17 protein-coding genes and 5 pseudogenes are annotated in these 18,074 nt (G+C 35.6%); 3 read left to right on the forward strand and 19 right to left on the reverse strand.

The window, feature by feature from the left end:
* Position 1: 1 nt before the first annotated feature.
* The 3 genes and pseudogenes from nrdE to nrdI form a co-directional block, all read right to left on the reverse strand.
* Positions 2-2,158, reverse strand: a complete 2,157-nt coding sequence (gene nrdE / locus STRINF_RS05940; protein WP_006532148.1) for a class 1b ribonucleoside-diphosphate reductase subunit alpha — start codon at positions 2,156-2,158, stop codon at positions 2-4.
* A 20-nt stretch (positions 2,159-2,178) separates the two neighbouring features.
* Positions 2,179-2,541 (reverse strand): DUF1971 domain-containing protein, encoded by a 363-nt coding sequence (locus STRINF_RS10810; protein ID WP_317978280.1) that lies wholly within the window; start codon positions 2,539-2,541, stop codon positions 2,179-2,181.
* Between the two features lie 3 nt (positions 2,542-2,544).
* Positions 2,545-2,982: pseudogene (nrdI, locus tag STRINF_RS10815) on the reverse strand (class Ib ribonucleoside-diphosphate reductase assembly flavoprotein NrdI); the annotation flags it as partial.
* A 158-nt stretch (positions 2,983-3,140) separates the two neighbouring features.
* On the opposite strand from nrdI, the gene STRINF_RS05950 reads away from it, so the two are divergent.
* Both STRINF_RS05950 and STRINF_RS05955 read left to right on the forward strand, forming a co-directional pair.
* Entirely contained in the window at positions 3,141-3,812 is a 672-nt protein-coding gene (locus STRINF_RS05950; RefSeq protein WP_043878373.1) for a Crp/Fnr family transcriptional regulator, read from the forward strand.
* Positions 3,813-3,858: 46 nt separating this feature from the next.
* Positions 3,859-4,200 (forward strand): metal-sulfur cluster assembly factor, encoded by a 342-nt coding sequence (locus tag STRINF_RS05955; protein ID WP_006532151.1) that lies wholly within the window; start codon positions 3,859-3,861, stop codon positions 4,198-4,200.
* 55 nt (positions 4,201-4,255) lie between these two features.
* On the opposite strand, the gene STRINF_RS05960 is transcribed toward STRINF_RS05955, so the two are convergent.
* The 10 genes and pseudogenes from STRINF_RS05960 to STRINF_RS10200 all read right to left on the reverse strand — a co-directional run bounded on the left by STRINF_RS05960 (position 4,256) and on the right by STRINF_RS10200 (position 12,411).
* Positions 4,256-4,882, reverse strand: coding sequence for an HI_0552 family protein (locus STRINF_RS05960; RefSeq protein WP_006532152.1), 627 nt, complete (start codon positions 4,880-4,882; stop codon positions 4,256-4,258).
* A 106-nt stretch (positions 4,883-4,988) separates the two neighbouring features.
* Entirely contained in the window at positions 4,989-6,698 is a 1,710-nt protein-coding gene (gene ilvD / locus STRINF_RS05965) for a dihydroxy-acid dehydratase (protein WP_043878374.1), read from the reverse strand.
* Between the two features lie 163 nt (positions 6,699-6,861).
* Entirely contained in the window at positions 6,862-7,515 is a 654-nt protein-coding gene (locus tag STRINF_RS05970; RefSeq protein ID WP_006532154.1) for a Crp/Fnr family transcriptional regulator, read from the reverse strand.
* Positions 7,516-7,542: 27 nt separating this feature from the next.
* A complete protein-coding gene (locus STRINF_RS05975) occupies positions 7,543-7,821 on the reverse strand; it encodes a hypothetical protein (RefSeq protein ID WP_006532155.1) in 279 nt (92 codons plus the stop codon).
* 16 nt (positions 7,822-7,837) lie between these two features.
* Complete coding sequence (locus tag STRINF_RS05980) at positions 7,838-8,065, reverse strand: heavy-metal-associated domain-containing protein (protein WP_039670561.1); 228 nt, start codon at positions 8,063-8,065, stop codon at positions 7,838-7,840.
* Positions 8,066-8,144: 79 nt separating this feature from the next.
* Positions 8,145-9,995, reverse strand: coding sequence for a heavy metal translocating P-type ATPase (locus tag STRINF_RS05985; RefSeq protein WP_006532157.1), 1,851 nt, complete (start codon positions 9,993-9,995; stop codon positions 8,145-8,147).
* Between the two features lie 267 nt (positions 9,996-10,262).
* Positions 10,263-10,841 carry a uracil-DNA glycosylase family protein gene (locus STRINF_RS05990; RefSeq protein WP_006532158.1) on the reverse strand — a complete coding sequence of 193 codons (579 nt, stop codon included), beginning with the start codon at positions 10,839-10,841 and terminating at the stop codon, positions 10,263-10,265.
* 19 nt (positions 10,842-10,860) lie between these two features.
* A pseudogene (locus tag STRINF_RS05995) lies at positions 10,861-11,258 on the reverse strand (DNA cytosine methyltransferase); the annotation flags it as partial.
* Between the two features lie 157 nt (positions 11,259-11,415).
* Positions 11,416-12,241, reverse strand: a pseudogene (locus tag STRINF_RS06000) (replication initiator protein A).
* Positions 12,238-12,411, reverse strand: coding sequence for a hypothetical protein (locus tag STRINF_RS10200; protein WP_006532162.1), 174 nt, complete (start codon positions 12,409-12,411; stop codon positions 12,238-12,240). The pseudogene STRINF_RS06000 and the gene STRINF_RS10200 overlap by 4 nt, the downstream one beginning before the upstream one ends.
* Positions 12,412-12,840: 429 nt before the next feature.
* Between STRINF_RS10200 and STRINF_RS06005 the strand changes: the two genes are divergently transcribed.
* Positions 12,841-13,248: a DUF4231 domain-containing protein gene (locus tag STRINF_RS06005; protein WP_006532163.1), complete on the forward strand. Its 408-nt coding sequence runs from the start codon at positions 12,841-12,843 to the stop codon at positions 13,246-13,248.
* A gap of 218 nt (positions 13,249-13,466) precedes the next feature.
* On the opposite strand, the pseudogene STRINF_RS06010 reads toward STRINF_RS06005, so the two are convergent.
* The 6 genes and pseudogenes from STRINF_RS06010 to STRINF_RS06035 all read right to left on the reverse strand — a co-directional run bounded on the left by STRINF_RS06010 (position 13,467) and on the right by STRINF_RS06035 (position 18,031).
* A pseudogene (locus STRINF_RS06010) lies at positions 13,467-13,785 on the reverse strand (hypothetical protein).
* 103 nt (positions 13,786-13,888) lie between these two features.
* Complete coding sequence (locus STRINF_RS06015) at positions 13,889-15,226, reverse strand: sensor histidine kinase (RefSeq protein ID WP_006532166.1); 1,338 nt, start codon at positions 15,224-15,226, stop codon at positions 13,889-13,891.
* Positions 15,219-15,907, reverse strand: a pseudogene (locus STRINF_RS10820) (response regulator transcription factor). Before STRINF_RS10820 ends, STRINF_RS06015 begins: the two are co-directional and overlap by 8 nt.
* 51 nt (positions 15,908-15,958) lie before the next feature.
* Complete coding sequence (locus tag STRINF_RS06025; protein ID WP_006532169.1) at positions 15,959-16,627, reverse strand: ABC-2 family transporter permease; 669 nt, start codon at positions 16,625-16,627, stop codon at positions 15,959-15,961.
* Positions 16,620-17,339 carry a lantibiotic immunity ABC transporter MutE/EpiE family permease subunit gene (locus tag STRINF_RS06030; RefSeq protein ID WP_006532170.1) on the reverse strand — a complete coding sequence of 240 codons (720 nt, stop codon included), beginning with the start codon at positions 17,337-17,339 and terminating at the stop codon, positions 16,620-16,622. Before STRINF_RS06030 ends, STRINF_RS06025 begins: the two co-directional genes overlap by 8 nt.
* Complete coding sequence (locus tag STRINF_RS06035) at positions 17,336-18,031, reverse strand: ABC transporter ATP-binding protein (RefSeq protein WP_006532171.1); 696 nt, start codon at positions 18,029-18,031, stop codon at positions 17,336-17,338. Before STRINF_RS06035 ends, STRINF_RS06030 begins: the two co-directional genes overlap by 4 nt.
* Positions 18,032-18,074: the final 43 nt, after the last annotated feature.

Below are 18,074 nucleotides of genomic sequence, written 5' to 3' on the forward strand. Positions count from 1 at the left end.
CTTAAATCATACAAGATTCACAATTATTTACACTATTGAATTCGTCATCTTCCGTATATGTCCGAACATAGTAGAGTGACTTAATCCCTTTTGTCCAAGCATAATTACGAAGACGATTTAAGTCTCGAGTTGTTAATTTTGAACTTCCTTGCTTCTTCCACTCATAGATACCTTCAGGTAATACAGAACGCATGAAGAGTGTCAAGCTCATTCCTTGATCAATATGTTGCTGAGCTTTAGCGTAGATATCAATAATTTTTCGTTGATCCATGTTGTAAGCTGTCTTATAATATTTAAGTGTTTTATTCGACAAGTATGGAGCAGGATAAAAGATTGAACCAACTTTTTTCTCTTGACGATTTTCAATTAATTGAGTAATTGGGTGAAGAGATGCACTAGTCTCATTGATATAAGAAATAGAACCATTAGGAGCAATAGCTAGTCTATTTCGATGGTAGAGACCATCTTTCATGACATCTTCTTTTAATAACTGCCAATCTTCAATTGTCGGTAATAAGATATTTTCAAATATCTTTGCCACTTTTTCAGATGTAAAATGAAATTCCTTCGCTAGATAATAATCAAAATGGCTTCCATCAGCATAGCGAGAGTTTTCAAAATCATGAAAAGTTTCGTTCTTTTCCACTGCAATTTGGTGACTGGCCTTTAAAGAGTAATAGTTCATAGCCAGAAAGAAAGCATCTACAAATTCTAAAGCTTCATCAGATTCATAGTCAATACCATTAAGAGCTAAAACTGTATGAAGTCCCATTGCACCAAGCCCAATTGTATGATAGAGCGAATTTCCATTAGCCACAGTTGGAACTTCACTGATTGCACCCCGATCAGTAACAGTGGTAAGCGCCCGAATCGCATATTCTATAGACTTTCCAAAATCTTTAGATTTTATAAGATTTACCATATTCATTGAACCAAGGTTGCAAGAAATATCGGTCCCCACCTTTTTATAACTTAAATCTGGATTTAATATAGACGGTTCTTGTGGTTGAAGGATTTCTGAGCAAAGATTACTCATAATAATTTTTCCTTTTACAGGATTAGTTCGATTAGCTGTATCAATATTTAAAATATATGGATAACCAGATTCTTGTTGTAAACGTGAAATTTCCTGTTCTAATTCACGAGCATTAATTACAGTTTTTTCTATTTCATCATTATCCACCATAGTATCGTACTCTTTCGTCAGATCAACATAAGAAAACGGGATACCATAAACTCGCTCAACGTGATAAGGATTAAAAAGATACATTGGTTCATTTGTTTTAAGCAGCTCATAATATTTGTCAGGTACTACTAATCCTAGCGATAATGTCTTAACTCGAATTTTCTCATCTGCATTTTCTTTTTTAGTAGATAAAAATTCCAGAATATCTTGGTGAAAAACATTAAGATACACTACTCCTGCACCATTTCGTTGTCCTAGTTGATTACTATAGGAAAATGAATCTTCCAGTAATTTCATAACAGGCAGCACACCCGAAGAAGCATTCTCAATTTCTTTTATAGGGGATCCTGTTGCACGTAGATTGGATAGATTAACCCCTACGCCTCCACCTATTCTAGAAAGCTGTAAAGCTGAATTAATATTCCGACCAATCGATAGCATAGAATCTTCAATATCAATAAGAAAACATGAAACCATTTCTCCCCGCCTCTTCTTACCTGCGTTTAGAAATGTTGGTGTTGCAGGTTGATATCTTTGGGAAATAAGTTCTTCTAGTATCTTATGAGCAAGATTCCTATCCCCATTCGCAAGATACAAAGCATTAAATACAGCACGATCCTCAAAGTTTTCTAAATAATATTTCGAATCATTCGTTTTCATTGCATACTGATTATAGAATTTATAAGCTGCCATGAAACTCTTAAACTCGAATCCGTAGTTATAGGCAAAATCAAAGAGTTCCTTAACAAATGCTCTGCTATTTTTACCATAAGAATCAATGATACTTTCTTCAATATAATCATGTGCGATAAGATAATTTAGTTTTGCATCAATGTTATCGAAGGACTTCAAATTATTTTTAATTTCGGTATTTAAATATTCGTATAGCGCTTCTTTGTCGTAGTGCAAGGGAATCTGCCCTTCCACTGGTACATTTAACATATTGTTAAGAATAAAGTAATCTTGTGTCATTTAATTTTTCCTTTTCTTATTTATATTCTTGCTCCACCAAGTGGGGAATATTCTGACTGTTTAGCTAATAAATCCTCTTTTTTACAGTAGAACTCAATATAGAATTCAAGATCTTCAGAAAGAGGATTAATCTTATGCCAGGCTTGTGGTTCAACAAATGGAGGTTGATTTTCACAATTAAAAACATGTTCTGCAATAACTTGTCCGTCTTCTTTTAGCTCATAAAACTTCAATTCTCCCGAAAGAATTGTCATCTTTCCCCAAGTCCCACTCTTGGTATTATGTCTATGACGTAAAGCATGCAGAATTGTAGTTGCTGTCATGTTTGGCAACCGCCTATATGAAACAAGTTCTGAACTATATCTCCACTCTATCATTCTCATATTTAATCTATGAGCAATTCGTTTTATGTCTTCCTCAGTGCCTCTCAACTCAAATTCATCTAGCACAGGAAAACCAAATTCTTCAGAATATTGATGAGCTGTAAGACAGAATTGTTTATTAAAATTTCGATTCCCACTCCCAATAATTCCAAGACAGTGTTTGCTATTATCTTTATGAGCTATAAGCCTACGCAATGGAGTCGTTAAAATTTCAACATCCCCCGTATCAAGACCATTCCCCCCTTCAAGATAGGCAGGCAGAAATGCAAAATAGGGATCATTAATTTTGAATGTCGAAGGTTCACCACTATTGACCAAGTCTTTTACATTTATATAATTCAGGCTTTCTTGAAATTCTTTTTGTAGGTATCTATCCAGCCTTTCGAGAAAACTAGTTGTATTTCCACTTAGACTGATGTAGTATACTTGGATAGTTTGCATTTTGTTCTCCTATTGTGTATAATATCTATATATGGTGTTTTGTTGTTACATTGAATACTATATATGGTATTTATATTATATATAATCCCTAACTAAAAAAAATTGACAATAGTCAAGTTTTTTTGAAATTATTTATTATTTTTAGAGAGATAAAAGATATGGCTAATATAGGGTGTGTTCATAGAGTTCCACTTTTTAGTAACCTTGCCAAGGATGAACAAAGCGGTGTTCAAAATCTATTACATCACAAAACATTTCAAAAAGGGGAGATAGTATTTTCTCCTGACAGTCAAGAACAATTATCTATTGTTTCCGTTGGGGCTATGCGAATTTATAAATTAAGCAGAACAGGTAAAGAACAGCTCATACGTATTGTAAGAGAAGGTGAGTACGATGGAGAAAATTATCTCTTTGGTCTTACTAATGAAACTCTTTATGCAGAAGCTATAAAAGAAACCAAAGTCTGTATCCTTTTTAAATCTGACTTCAATAAGCTAATTGAGCTATACCCTCAACTTGGATGTAAATTACTTCAATTAAATGCACTAAAGTCCTTAGAAGTCGAAAAGCAGCTTCAGCTTTTAGCAATTGATCATATCGAGGATCGCTTAGCCTCTTATCTAAGTCAATTGTCTTCTTTGCCAACTATTATTGACAATGAGACGGTGACAGTGCCAGTCTCAATGAAGGAATTAGCAAGTTATTTAGCTACTAGCCCAGAGTCTATCTCCCGGAAACTAAAAGTATTTCAAGAAAAAGGATTAATAAATAGAAAAGGTAAAAAAATCCAGCTATTAAAATCATTTTGGGAAGAGTTCGATTTCTTATAATTAACTTACCAATCACATTAACATTTATACTTTAGAAAGGTTTCTTATGCGCGAAGATATAAGATTAAATGAGAGAGCAAAAGTATTAGCTCCTCAAATCAAAGCAAAATTACTGACCGTCATTGATCCAGAATTAGAACTAGATATTTATAATTTGGGCTTAGTCTATGAAATTAATATCAATGAAACAGGACATTGTAGGCTTGTTATGACTTTTACAGAAACTAACTGTGGCTGTGCTGACACGTTGCCAATTGAGGTTGCTGATAAAATCAAAGAAATTCCTGAAGTTGCCTCAGCTGAAGTTATTGTCACCTATAATCCCGCTTGGAAAATGACTCGTATCAGCCGATTCGGACGAATTGCACTGCGTATCAGTCCTTGGTAATCTCGAAAATAATAAAAAGGTAGATATGCGAATTAACACGCATATCTACCTTTTTTTATTTTTTTGTTACCTCATAATAAGGTAAAAGTTCATTGAAAGCTTTATACAATTTATCAAGAAATTGTTCCATTGTTTGTGTATCATCATAAATTACATCTTTTTTCACTAGAACCTTTCTAACCTGGGCATTGTTAACACTCTGGATTAACATTTGACGATTCTCTTCAGTTCCTTCAATCTTAGAACTAGTACCATCTTTCTGTACAATGTAGTACAAGGGTGAAGAAATTGGAATACTAAGTACCTTATTTTGCTTCCTTAAGCTTTCTTCAGACCTTTTCCTTTCAATAAAACTTACTTCTACAGAAATTCCAAAATGATTATAGTTGCCAAAGAGACGTATTGCCATTGCAACATCATCAGGATGATTAGATGGTAGACGATAATAACACCAAAAATGCGGTCGACAATACTGAGCTTGATTCATCCACTGACTAACCCGCTCTGCTCTAAAAGGACCTACCCGTTCAGCTAAAGATTGACTTAAAAGGGTAAACTCATTCCTCGAAGACTGTGCTAATTGTCGTAGATTACTCATTGTTTCTGTAAGGTTCCCTGCTTTTTCTGGCTTGATATATTTCATCCCCTGGTAAGGAAGATATTTCTTTAAACTTTTGAGCATGCATCTCTCCATTACAATGAATCATTAATGACTATAAAAATATTAATAGCATTATAAGTCTTATTGTTTACTGAGAGTATTAATTAAGAGACAAAATACTGACTATTTATGATTTACCGCTACGATCCATATTCCAAAAATCTGTCACAGCACCCTTAGAGGCAGAAGATACAATATGAGCATATTTACCCAGAACTCCACGACTGAATAGTGGAGGAATGACAGTCGTTTCCTTGCGGGCTGCTATTTCTTCATCAGAAACATGCATGGTGATTTCTTTGGTATCTTGGTCAACTGTTACCATATCACCAGTTTGGAGATAGGCGATAGGACCGCCATCCTGAGCTTCAGGAGCAATGTGTCCAACGACTAAGCCATAGGTACCACCTGAGAAACGTCCATCAGTCAAGAGGGCAACCTTGTCACCTTGACCCTTACCAACAATCATAGAAGAAAGGGAAAGCATTTCTGGCATACCTGGTCCACCTTTAGGACCTACATAACGGACAACAACAACGTCGCCGTCCACGATGTCATCTGAAAGTACCGCATCGATAGCAGCTTCTTCTGAGTCAAAGACCTTAGCAGGACCCGTATGGTTACGAACCTTAACACCTGAAACCTTAGCTACGGCACCTTCAGGAGCCAAGTTACCTTTCAAGATAATCAATGGACCATCGGCACGTTTAGGATTTTCAAGTGGCATGATAACTTTTTGACCTGGTGTCAAATCAGCAAAGTTTTCTAAATTTTCAGCTACTGTTTTACCTGTACATGTGATACGGTCTCCGTGGAGGAATCCGTTAGCCAAGAGGTAGCGCATAACCGCTGGCACACCACCAACATTGTAAAGGTCTTGGAAGACATATTTACCTGAAGGCTTCAAGTCAGCCAAGTGAGGCACGCGCTCTTGGAAATCGTTGAAGTCTTCAAGCGTCAAATCAACGTTAGCCGCATGAGCGATAGCAAGCAAGTGAAGAGTGGCATTTGTTGAACCGCCAAGCGCCATTATAACTGTGATGGCATCTTCAAAGGCTTCACGTGTCAAGATATCTGATGGTTTAAGTCCCATTTCTAGCATTTTCACAACTGCACGACCTGCTTCTTCGATATCAGCCTTCTTCTCAGCTGATTCTGCAGGGTGAGATGATGATCCTGGAAGGCTCATCCCCATAACCTCAATTGCTGTTGCCATTGTGTTAGCAGTATACATACCACCACAACCACCAGGGCCAGGGCAGGCATTACATTCAAGATTTTTTACCTCTTCGGCAGTCATATCTCCGTGGTTCCATTTACCGATACCCTCGAAAACAGAAACCAAGTCGATATCCTTACCGTTAAGATTACCCGGTGCAATAGTACCACCGTAAGCAAAAATAGCTGGGATATCCATATTGGCAATGGCAATCATTGAACCTGGCATGTTCTTATCACAGCCACCAATAGCAACAAAGGCATCGACATTGTGACCACCCATAGCAGCTTCGATTGAGTCAGCAATAATATCACGAGATGTCAATGAGAAACGCATCCCTGGTGTCCCCATGGCAATACCATCTGCAACAGTAATTGTACCAAATTGAACTGGCCAGGCACCCGCATCTTTGACACCCTCTTTGGCAATTTGACCAAAACCGTGCAAGTGGATATTACATGGCGTGTTCTCAGCCCAAGTTGAGATAACCCCAACAATAGGCTTTTCAAAACTATCATCCGTCATGCCAGTAGCTCTTAGCATAGCACGGTTAGGCGATTTTACCATACTATCATAGATACTTGAGCGATGACGAAGATTTCTATCTATTTGAGACATACTTTATCCTCCACTATTTTTATTCCACCTCACAAAATTCAGATAAATAACTATGAATGATCTAAAACTTGGTAAGAATTAATTTATTTTATCACAATTAATATATTGTTTGCAAGAGAATCTATTATGTATACTAAGATTTCCTATCATTATACTTCATACTTCATAAATCAAGTAGTTCATCCCCATCGAGGATACTAATTTTTCTTCCTGACCGTTCAATATAACCATTATTCTCAAGGTACTTAAACTTTCTAGAAAGAGTTTCTGGAGTCGTTCCTAAATATTGAGCAATGTCCTTCATTTTCATAGGTAGGCTGATTTGATGACAACCATTCACCTTTGATAAATCTAAAAGATAAGTTGCTAAGCGTTCCTCAACACGCTCCATAGATAGAAACTGAGCTTGTTTCTCCACTTGAACCATTTTTTGAGCACTCAACTCAAATAGTTTAAGAGCAATCTGTGGGTTCCTAAGCATCACGTGATTAAAAGCTTGTTTACTCAAGCTACAAATTTCAGTTGTTTCGAGAGCTTCACCAAAAAGTGTCTCGTTTTTTATACCAAACAACTGATTTTCACCCTCATAGCTACCCGGTTCAACAACTCGTAAAAGTTGTTCCTTACCATTCGGAGACAGTTGATAGACTTTCATACTTCCACGAGCTACAATATCTAGTTTTTCATCTCCTGGTTTGAAAATAATCTCATTTTTTTTAAATTGTTGGTGTCTCGCCAATTGATTGATCTCAATCTGCTCATCTTCTGACAGATAATTAAATAATGGTACAAGTGTCACGCAAAGATGTTGAACCATGGATAACCTCTTTCTAATTGACGAAACCTACTCTTGAGATAATTCGACAAATTGTTTTAAGAGCTGATAGGTTTTAGTAAATGTCTCACAAACATCATCTGGAATTGCAAAATCGTTTGTAACACCCCTCAGTTCCGAAAATTCATTTGATAGGTCCATATTATTGCCCTGAATTTTATGCTGAATTGTTTCATAAAGTTTGCGAACTTCAAAAACTTCTGGATGATTTTTCCCATGAGCTTTTGTGATAGCATTAGTATATAAATCAAGCATCTCATCATTTGCTTCAAAAAATTGTTTTAACATTACAACTTCCCCCCTATTATTTTTCTGATGCTTTTAGAACATCATAGCCAATTGCTCGTACTGCATTCGCAATTTCTTCAATATTTGTCAGACTTGTATCAAAATTTGCTTTTGCCTTGCTAGCGTTGAAGAGAACCTTAACACTGTCTTTATCAACACCTGCCACACTTTTAATGGCTCCCTCAATTTTTTGCATACATGTTGGACAAGCCAGTGTTTCAAGCTGTAGTATAGCTTTTTTCATCATCTTTACTTCCTTTCCTTATTATATCTTTAGTATAGTACGATATTTAGAATAAAAAATTGATTTATATCAAGAATCTCTATTTTCTTTTATATTTTAAAAGCCTCATAGCATTCAAAATAACTAGGAGAATGCTACCTTCATGAACAAACATGCCAATAGCCATATTCATCCACGAACTTGAGAGAACGCTGATAAGAAGAACTACTACGACTAGCAATGAAATGAAGATATTTTCAATCATATTATGTCGTGTAGCTTTAGCCAATCCGATCGCATGAGGGATTCTGTGAAAATCCGAATTCATTAAAACAACATTTGAAGTTTCAATGGCAACATCTGTACCGTTTCCCATGGCAATTCCAATATCTGCCAAGGCCAATGATGGGCTATCATTAATACCATCTCCGACAAATGCTACTATTTCTCCACTTGCCTGACGTTTTCTCACAAATTCTGCCTTGTCTTCTGGTAGTAGATGACCATAAGCCTCGGTTAAGCCTAACTGACTAGCAACTAAATCAACTGTGCCTTGATTATCTCCAGACAATAGAATGAGATTTTTTACTCCCATATTCTTAAGCGTCTCTAAATCCTCCTTGACTCCTTGTCTAATCTGGTCGCGAATCCCTACAATAAGAGCTATTTGTCCATCAATAGCAGTTAGGACAATTGAATTCCCTTCTGCTTCCATCCCTGCTGTGTCGCTCTTCATCTGGTTAGTGAAAGGAATATTATATTGATTCATCAAATAAGAGTTCCCTACGAGAACTTGGTGATTTTGAATATGAGCAACAACTCCCCCACCTTGAACGACCTCTGTTGAGTCAATTACCTCTACTAAAGAACCTGAGTAATTTTTCACAATTGCTTTCGCGAGCGGATGATCTGATTCTCTCTCAACACTAGCCAGTAAGCTCTCAGCAAGACTCCTATCACTGCTATAGTAGATTGTCTGTGCAACCTGAGGGTTACCATAAGTTAATGTTCCTGTTTTATCAAATAGCATTGTATCAACTTTACTAAAGTTTGTAATGACATCACTACCCTTAAATAAAATACCATGTCGTGCGCCATTTCCAATCCCTGACACATTTGAAACTGGTACCCCAATAACCAATGCACCAGGACATCCGAGAACCAAAATAGTAACGGCTAACTCAATATTGCGACTAATAAGCCAAACGAGAATAGCAAGCACCAAAACTGCAGGTGTATAGTATTTTGAAAATTGGTCAATAAATCTCTCAGCTTTTGATTTGGAGTCTTGTGCTTCTTCGACTAATTCAATAATTTTCCCAAAAGTTGTGTCTTCTCCAATTTTATCAGTACGAAGTTGTATGGTCCCATTTTCGAGAATAGTACCAGCAAAAACTTTATCTCCTAGACCTTTAGAGACTGGAATAGGCTCACCTGTTATGCTAGATTCATTTGTGGTACCAACACCAAATATAACTTCACCATCAACTGGGATCTTACCACCTGTTTTTACTATAAGAATGTCACCTTCTTCAACTTCTTCAACCGACACCTCTTCAAAGTCACTATTGTGTGCTTTCCGAAATGCAGTCTCTGGCGCCAACTCGACAAGATTCTTAATCGCAGAACGTGTCTTGGCTAATGTTCTTTGTTCTAAGTATGCACCGAACAAGAAGAGAAAAGCTACAATAGCTGATTCTTCAAACTCTTTAATAACAAATGCCCCTAAAATAGCAAGAGTTACTAAGAGATCGATGCTAATGACCTTAACTCTAAGAGCTTGATAGGCTTGAACAAAAATTGGTAAACCGCCAACTAATGAAGCTACAAACAGTAGATAAGCTGATCGCTGCTCACTACTAAAAACCCATTTGGATGAAAATGCAAGAATAATAAGAGCACCAGTTATTGCTGTCAACCAATTTCGATAACCTGATAACCATTTTTGCATGATTTCTACCTCCCTTATTGTCTCTAGTATAAATGAGTATAAAAATATAAGAATTGATTTATATCAAGTTTTAAAAATACTAGAATGTCTAGATTGTTTCAAATACATCTAACTATGTTCAATTGATTTAATGATATTAATCATAGACTTATATTTATATAATTCTCTTCGGTTACGATAGTGTTATTTCTAAAAATTTTGACTATAAAAAAACCTACCATTCCTGGTAGATTGTTTAAAAACGATCTTCTGTATATTTCTGAATCTTTATTTAAGAATTGCTTTAACACGTTCCTGCAAAGCAGGAATAACCTGATCTAGAAACCAAGGATTTTTAGACTGCCAAATATTATTACGTGGCGAAGGGTGCACAAGGGGGAAAAATTCAGGTAGATATCTATCGAAATTCTTTACAGTATTGGTTAATTTCTCCGTCGATCTCTGTTTTAAGTAATATCGTTGAGCATAGGTGCCAATCAAAAGTATTAATTGTTTATTTGGCATGAGATCTAATGTTTTCTTATGCCATTTTTCTGCAAATCCTTTTCTTGGAGGTAAGTCCCCCGTTTTACCTTTTCCAGGAAAATAATAATCCATTGGGACCACTGCAAAATATCCAGAATCATAAAAACATTCTCTATCAATACCTAACCATTCACGAAGCTTATTGCCGCTTAAATCATTAAAAAATATACCTAACTCTTGAGCACGAATACCCGGTGCTTGTGCTATGATTATAATTTGAGCAGTCTCTGGAGCAGAAAAAAGTGGTTTTATCCCTCTTTCTGTATATGAAATATTATCTTCATCGTACATGATTTCTTTTAAAAGTTTTGAATAGCTCATTCAAATCGTCCTTTCTCTTTATTACTATGAGGATTGTTCGAAATGTCTCTCCCTTGTCGTGACTAAGTAAGCCCTTGACATTTTCGAGAAATAAAAAACGTGGTTGGATCTGTTTGGGCGCTCGAGCAATCTCAAAGAACAAAGTTCCCCTAGTATCCTCAAATCCCAATCATCTGCCTGCGAGTGAAAATGCAATCCCCCACAGATGATGTCCACTTGCCCTCTAAGTTGTCTAAAGTCTTGGTCTGTGACTTGTCTAATATCATGAAATTCTATTTCTCCTTCGGTCTCATAGATGGCCTTGTAAGATTTCCTCGCAAACTTGTCAATCTCACAAAAGCCAATACACTCATGGCCCTGACGGGTTAGCCCCAGTCGAAAACCTCCAATTCCTGCAAACAAATCTAAAAACTTCATGTCTCTCATTCCTTTCTGACAAAATTAAAAAGGACCTTACTTCTTGCGTAACGTCCTTTCTTAACAATGATCTTCCATTTCTGGGGCAGTGATAAGTTCAAAAATAAACCAAATCATTCCTAATCCCCAAATACCTAATAATATCCACCAAAACATCTTACTCACCCTCTTTTAATTCTTTTAAGCGTTGGACCTTGGTCCATTCGGATAAGACGCCATTAAAGACGTATTCAGCTATCGTTTCTAATTTATCCGCAAACCTCATATTCTCTAAAGCGTACTGATACCGATGATCAAAATAAATCAAGGCATAATCACTTGCGGCCTGTGAAAGACCAACTTGTCTCAACTGGTCATGAACCAAACCCCAAATATAATCTTTGTCGTATCTTGTGACTCGGTCTACTTTACGTTGAAAATAGTCATTGTCACTTTTCTTACTTGTTAGACTTTCTTTCTCCTCCTCGTCCTCAATGACTGACTCACTCTCTTTAGTTTCACTCATATTAGTCTCACTAACTTCAGTCTCACTAGTGGCTGAATTTAAGACTGGCCCCAGCTGATTTTGATACCCCCCTGGTATTTTTTGAACACTACCCCCGTCTGAATTTGAGCCTGGGGTAGCGTTCATGTTCCAACTCCCCTAAGTAAATTTTATTCGCCAAACGTCCTTTTTCACTGGAAGACTGTTGGACTTCATCTATCAAACCATACTCTCGTAAGGTTTTCTTAATCGTCAGTAATTTTGACTTGGAACAGCCAAGTAGTGCCATGAGTTTGGAGTTAGAATAGACCAAATAAATGGCCCCATCTTCATCTATCCATCCTCTACTTAATGACAATTCCAAGCGATCTTTGAGAACAGCATAAGCAACCTTAACCTCAAGTTTCATGTCCTTGTAGCGCTCACTCTCAAACAAGAGTTTTGGGAGCTTATAGTAACGCTCTGACGTTTGATAGTGATTTACGGTGATACGTTTCATGATTGTCCCTCCAACACTAACAAACCAACATTCCCCATGTCATCAAACTGGATTAAACCAGACTCTTCCATTTCAACAACAATCCTCTTTGCTTTCTCGATATCAATTCTCATGATAGCCATAAGATGACACATCATAATTTGTCGTGATGATTCTTCATCCTTTTGCATGATTTTCCTCCTGAAAATAAAAAAACGAGAACACTTATTAAAATGTTTTCGTGAAATTCTAGGCACCAAACTAGGCACCAAAAATTGATTATTTTTGCGTATTATTGCTAAACACTACAATTACTTACCAAAGAAAAAAATAGTAAAAGCCCTGATAAATCAAGGCTTTTGGGCTATATTTCCTATTTTTTGATTTTGCAATTCCACATGGCTCCCATTCAACCATTGAATAGTAGCCATTAAGATATTTATCCTTTCATAGTAAGCTTTATTTGCTTGTGTTTGATACTCTATTTATTCTTGTTTTATTAAGATTTTTAAAATCTTAAACCACGTTCTATTATACCATAAAGTCAATTCTTGACTATCTCTTAGCAAGGCGATACAATAAAATCACATAGGAAAAAGCTTTCAATCAAGGAGATTCAAATGGACGATTACAAAGGAATAACAAGTGAAACTTATCTTTCAGAGCGTTTAGAGCAAGCAATTAAAAGCTCTGATAGGAAAGCTCGTTTTCACCGTGCTTGGTTTATCGTGTTTAAAGTCATTCAAATCATTACTTTAGCTTTAATCCCGATTTTAGCTACTTTACCAATTCCTTGCTTTAAATTGTTGGCAGTGATTATTGCTTCTTTAGTTCTCGTTCTCGAAGCTCTCATTGCACTTTCAAGTCATAAAGATAAATGGCAACTTTATCAAGAAACTTCAAAAACGCTCGCTTCAGAAAGATTTGCCTTTGAGACTAAAGCTGGCATCTATCAGGAAAAATCAGATGATGAACGTTTTTCACTCTTGGTTGACCGCTGTGAAGTGATTATTAAGTATCGCAATTAATTAAAAGAACCCCGTGTTTTTAGAAACATGGGGTCTATTTTTTCTTTTGTAGTGAAATTAGTATTGGAATACTAGTAAGCGTTAGGTAATATAAAACATGAAACCAATTGTGACTTTGACCAAGCATAACGTAACTCATGATTAAATAAAAAGCACAGTATCCTAGCCATAATTTTGCTGTCGTTTTAGGGTGATTTCTTATAAACGAATTGACTCTTTTAATCAATAATCTGATATTCCTTTTCAAATGTTTTTTGAGCAATAATACGGCGATTGGTAATATCAATATAATCGCCCAAGTATGCCAATTCATACATACCGTAGCCAGCAAATCCGCCACCTAGGCTTCCAATCGCTCCTGTTTTAAGGTTTTTAACTGTCGATGGCTTTAAACCAGCCGTTAAAACACGAAGGTGGTTATCTAACCAGCAAAAATATCTTTTTTGCAAAAGCTTCTTTTACCCAGTCAGGACTATTTCGATTATCTTTGCTGACTTGCCAAACATCTGCAACTTTTCCCTTATAAGTAGCTTTCATTTTTTCCTTTTTATGAAAAGTGATATCTCTATCCTCTATTTTATCAGATTAATCACTAAAAAAACGACCATGTCGTAAATAGTCGTTTTTTCGTCGTGAACGGTTATTTTTTTATGGAAAGAATGACTTCTGCTCCACCTCTACTAGGATTTGAAATTCTTAAACCTCCATGATGTTTTTCAGCTACGCCTCTCGCAAAAGATAGTCCAATACCATAGTGTTTTCCGCTTCTGCTATTATGTTCAGTGAAGAAAAATTTTGCGGCATTTTTAAGAGCTTCATCTGAAAATGGTTGACCATCATTCCAAATGGAGAATATGAGATGACTATCATCTTCTGAAATGCTAAGGCGAATTTTTCCTTTTGGGGCATGTTGAGTAGCGTTTACTAGGATATTAATCAGTGCACGTTTAAGATTTAAGCTATTTGCTAAAAAAGAATCGGTAGCACAGGTATTTCTCATCTTGAAATCAATTGCATTTGGTTTTAGAATATCTTCAATTTTTACCGATAAATCAGCTAAAAAAGGCTTTAAGAATAGCTTTTCTTTATGGTCGTTATCGCTTAATTGACGACTATAGTTAAGTATTGCGTTGAAATAGTTTTCAAATACTAAAAGGCTATTATTGATTGATGTTAGAAAACTCGTTTGTTGTTCGTTAAGTGGTGTCATTTCAAGCAGTTCGATATTTCCCTTAATGATCGTTAACGGAGTTTTGACATCGTGAGCTAAGGCAGCGATTTGAAAAGATAAATCTTTCTTTTCACTTCTTTCTCTTTCAATCAGTTCAGCTAATTCATCACTTTTTTGTGCTAAAACAGTTAAGGTGTCATCAAATTCCGCAATTCTAGAATACTCTAGGAAATCAGAGTGAGACTTAGTTCCCATATTTTGAGTTGATTTTTGGATTGCATAAAAATTTGAAGTGAATTCTTTGAGCAGTCTTGTGATTGCAAAAATAAGGACCATCAAAAAGCCGATGATAAAGATGATGTAAGTCAGCGTATTGTACGAAATTGAGCGAAGCGCATGATTTGAAAACTCTGGTATGCTAGATTGTCGGACAACTAAAACGTAGTGCGAATTTTGGGCAAGATAATAGGTAACCCCATTTTCGTTTAAGTTTTTTCTCTCTTTAAAAGCTTTTTGGTAATACATCAAATCCTCAGTGACGTTTGTTCGCTTAATGACCTTCCCAGTCTGGTCATATAAAACGTAGTCATAAGGTACTTTCGTCATTTCTTTGACAATCATATCTTTAGAGACCTTATCTGAAAGACTAATATTTAGCTGATTGCTGAGACTGATTTGTTTAGTATAGGCAAGGACACTTGTTAAGGTTAAAATCAAACAGATAACAAGGACGATTCCGACAATCACTTCAATGACGGTTTGAAAAATGCGTTGTTTTAATGTTTTAATCTTTTTTGCTTTAATCATGCCACTGATATCCCACTCCTCGAACTGTTTTTATAGGATTAATGTCATAGAGAGAAAATTTTTGACGAATTTGATAAACATATTCTGAAATAGATCTAAAAAGAGTATCCGAATCATCGTTATATACGCTTTCGTAGATATTTTCACGTGTAAAAACTTTTTTAGGCTGGCTAGACAAGAGCTCTAGAATATGATATTCACGACTGGTTAGAGGAACGCGTTCACCATTAATGTAAATGCTTTTTTCCTGCAAGTAAAATGTCATTGTAGAAAATTCTAACGTTTAAATTCTTGAAAGTCTTTTTTTGCCTGCTTAAGGCGTTCTTCCCTTTTTAAATGTGCTTCCACTTTTGCGACTAGTTGTTTAATACTAAATGGTTTGGTGATGTAGTCATCGCCGCCGAGTTTGAGACCAGAAATGATATCTTCTTCGCTATCTTTAGCACTAACAAAGATAATTGGTGTTGCAATACGATGGCGAATTTCTTGGCAAAGAGCCATGCCATCTACATTTGGCATCATAACATCGAGTAAAATTAAGTCAAATCCCATAAAATCATAGATATCAATAGGAGAGTTTACTACTTGATAAGTTGTTACAGCATAATTTTGCATTTCAAAAATATTAGTCATTAGTTTTAAAATTTCAAAATCGTCGTCCACAACTAAAATTTTGTGCACTTTTGTCACCTCAATTGTATTTGTTTCTATTTTACTATAAGAAACATGATTTCACTCATTTTTATTGCGTTTAAGTGTTAAAACGGCTATAACATCTAACATCAGTATCCAAGTCAACAAGATGAAAATAGTCTTAATCATTAGCTTTTTTTCAGGCATTAAGATAGCATTAACTGGCAAAATGATAGGAATCCAGAAATTGCCCATAAAAGCATGATTTGAAGCAAAAATGATAAAAAGACACTCCACGAATGAGATAATGAGATTAAGACCTTTTCCTGCCCATAAGCTAAGTAAATGATGAAAATGATTGAGAAAGACAAGTAAAAGCCAAGTCAAGCTTCCTGAATAAAAGGCATAAGAGATATCATTGATCACATATCCAATGCTCCCCCATAAAATAAGACAAGGCAGAATAACAATAAGATCACGCGCTAACAACTTAAGCAACCAGATTTTAGCTCTATTGTGACTACTGTTGATATTTTGGCAGTGATTAGCTTGTTCTTCTTGCTCTATTGTTAGCAGCGAGACAATAGTCAGCATTAAACAATAAGCTAGCATGGGTAAAAAGGTCATCGCCTCTAGGGCGTAGGAGGTTTGATGATTTGATAAATAAACTGGTATGGTTAACCATTCTAAAGCAAATAAGCCAATCATCAGGTATAAAATAGCCGAATTTTTTAATTTTAAGAACTCGCTTTTTAAAATTTTAACCACGTTTTTGCTCCTTTAGTGCTTTGATGAAGATAAGAAATAAAAGGACGGATAAACTGATTGCTACAATGCATAGTCCTACAGGATGAGGGTGATTTAGTACTTCTACTTCTCCAGAAGGTTTTAAGTGGAGAATAGCTTGGGCGATTTTATAATGATATGTGTAGGGAAATAAATACCAAAAAGACGTTTGTGCTAAAAATGGCGCAACGAGCAAACATAAAAAAGAATTTAGAACTAAAACCAAATAACAATTAATCCATTTTGAAAGGTAAAATAAGAGAGGGACATTCCATGCAGAAGCGATAAGCATCAATAATAGTACCCAAGCGTCACGAAAAAAGTGGACAGTCATCACACCGCAAAAAACAAATGAGACAAGATAAAGAAAAAGTAACAGAACACAACTTGCTAAAAATAGGTTTTTTAATGCCGTCATGACTTTTGCGACTTTAATTTTTCCAGTTAATTTACCTTGAAGTGTGTTTTGAAAATGTCCAGCTCCTTCTTCAGCTTTATAATCATAAACAAATAACAATCCTGCCAAAGTAAATAAAAACAATGCTTCCCACCAATAAATTGAAAAATTCTCTAGAATCGTTGGTCCGCAAAGCAAAAAAGCGATAAACAGAGAGATAAATGGTAAGACTAAACATAATTTAAAGTAAGCACCATGTTTTTGTTTTAGGCATTCTGATTGAAGTATTTTTCTCATTTTTCATAACCTCCATGGATAATAGAAAAGAAGAGTTTTTCTAAATCTTGTTTGTCTTGATTGGGCTGATTGTAATGAATTTTTCCTTGATGCAGGATAACAATATCATCTGCAATCTTACTAACTTCATGTAATTGGTGACTTGAGATGAGAATCGTCATTTCTTTTTGCTTGAGAGAGTTGATTAAATCTAAAAGTTCTTTGATGCCATCTGGGTCTAAGCCGTTAGTTGGCTCGTCTAAAATCAGAAATTCTGGATTGGTAATGATTGCCATACCAAGTCCTAAACGTTGCTTCATTCCTAAAGAAAATTTGCCAGCTTTTTTGCGACCAGTATTTGCTAAACCAATTAAATTCAAGGTTTCTTGTATAGTTTCGTCTGGAATATCATAAAGCAGTGCTTTAGTTTTTAAATTATCAAAAGCTGATAAATTCATGTAAATAGCTGGTGACTCAATTAAAGCACCAAATTTTTTATCATCTTTTATCTCTTTACTCGTTTTTCCATCAAATAAAATTTCACCAGCACTCTGACTTTCTAAACCATAGAGTATTTTCATTAATGTAGATTTCCCAGCTCCATTGACTCCCAAAAGTCCACAAATCGAACCTGATTCGATGGTAAATGAAATATCATTTAAAACTTCCTTATCCTTGAAGACTTTCTTGATATGTTTAATTTGAATTTGCATAAGCTAACCTCCTTTTTTATCAAGGATACATTAGTTTTTTCAG

The organism is Streptococcus infantarius subsp. infantarius ATCC BAA-102 (genome assembly GCF_000154985.1).
Taxonomy (GTDB): Bacteria; Bacillota; Bacilli; order Lactobacillales; family Streptococcaceae; genus Streptococcus; species Streptococcus infantarius.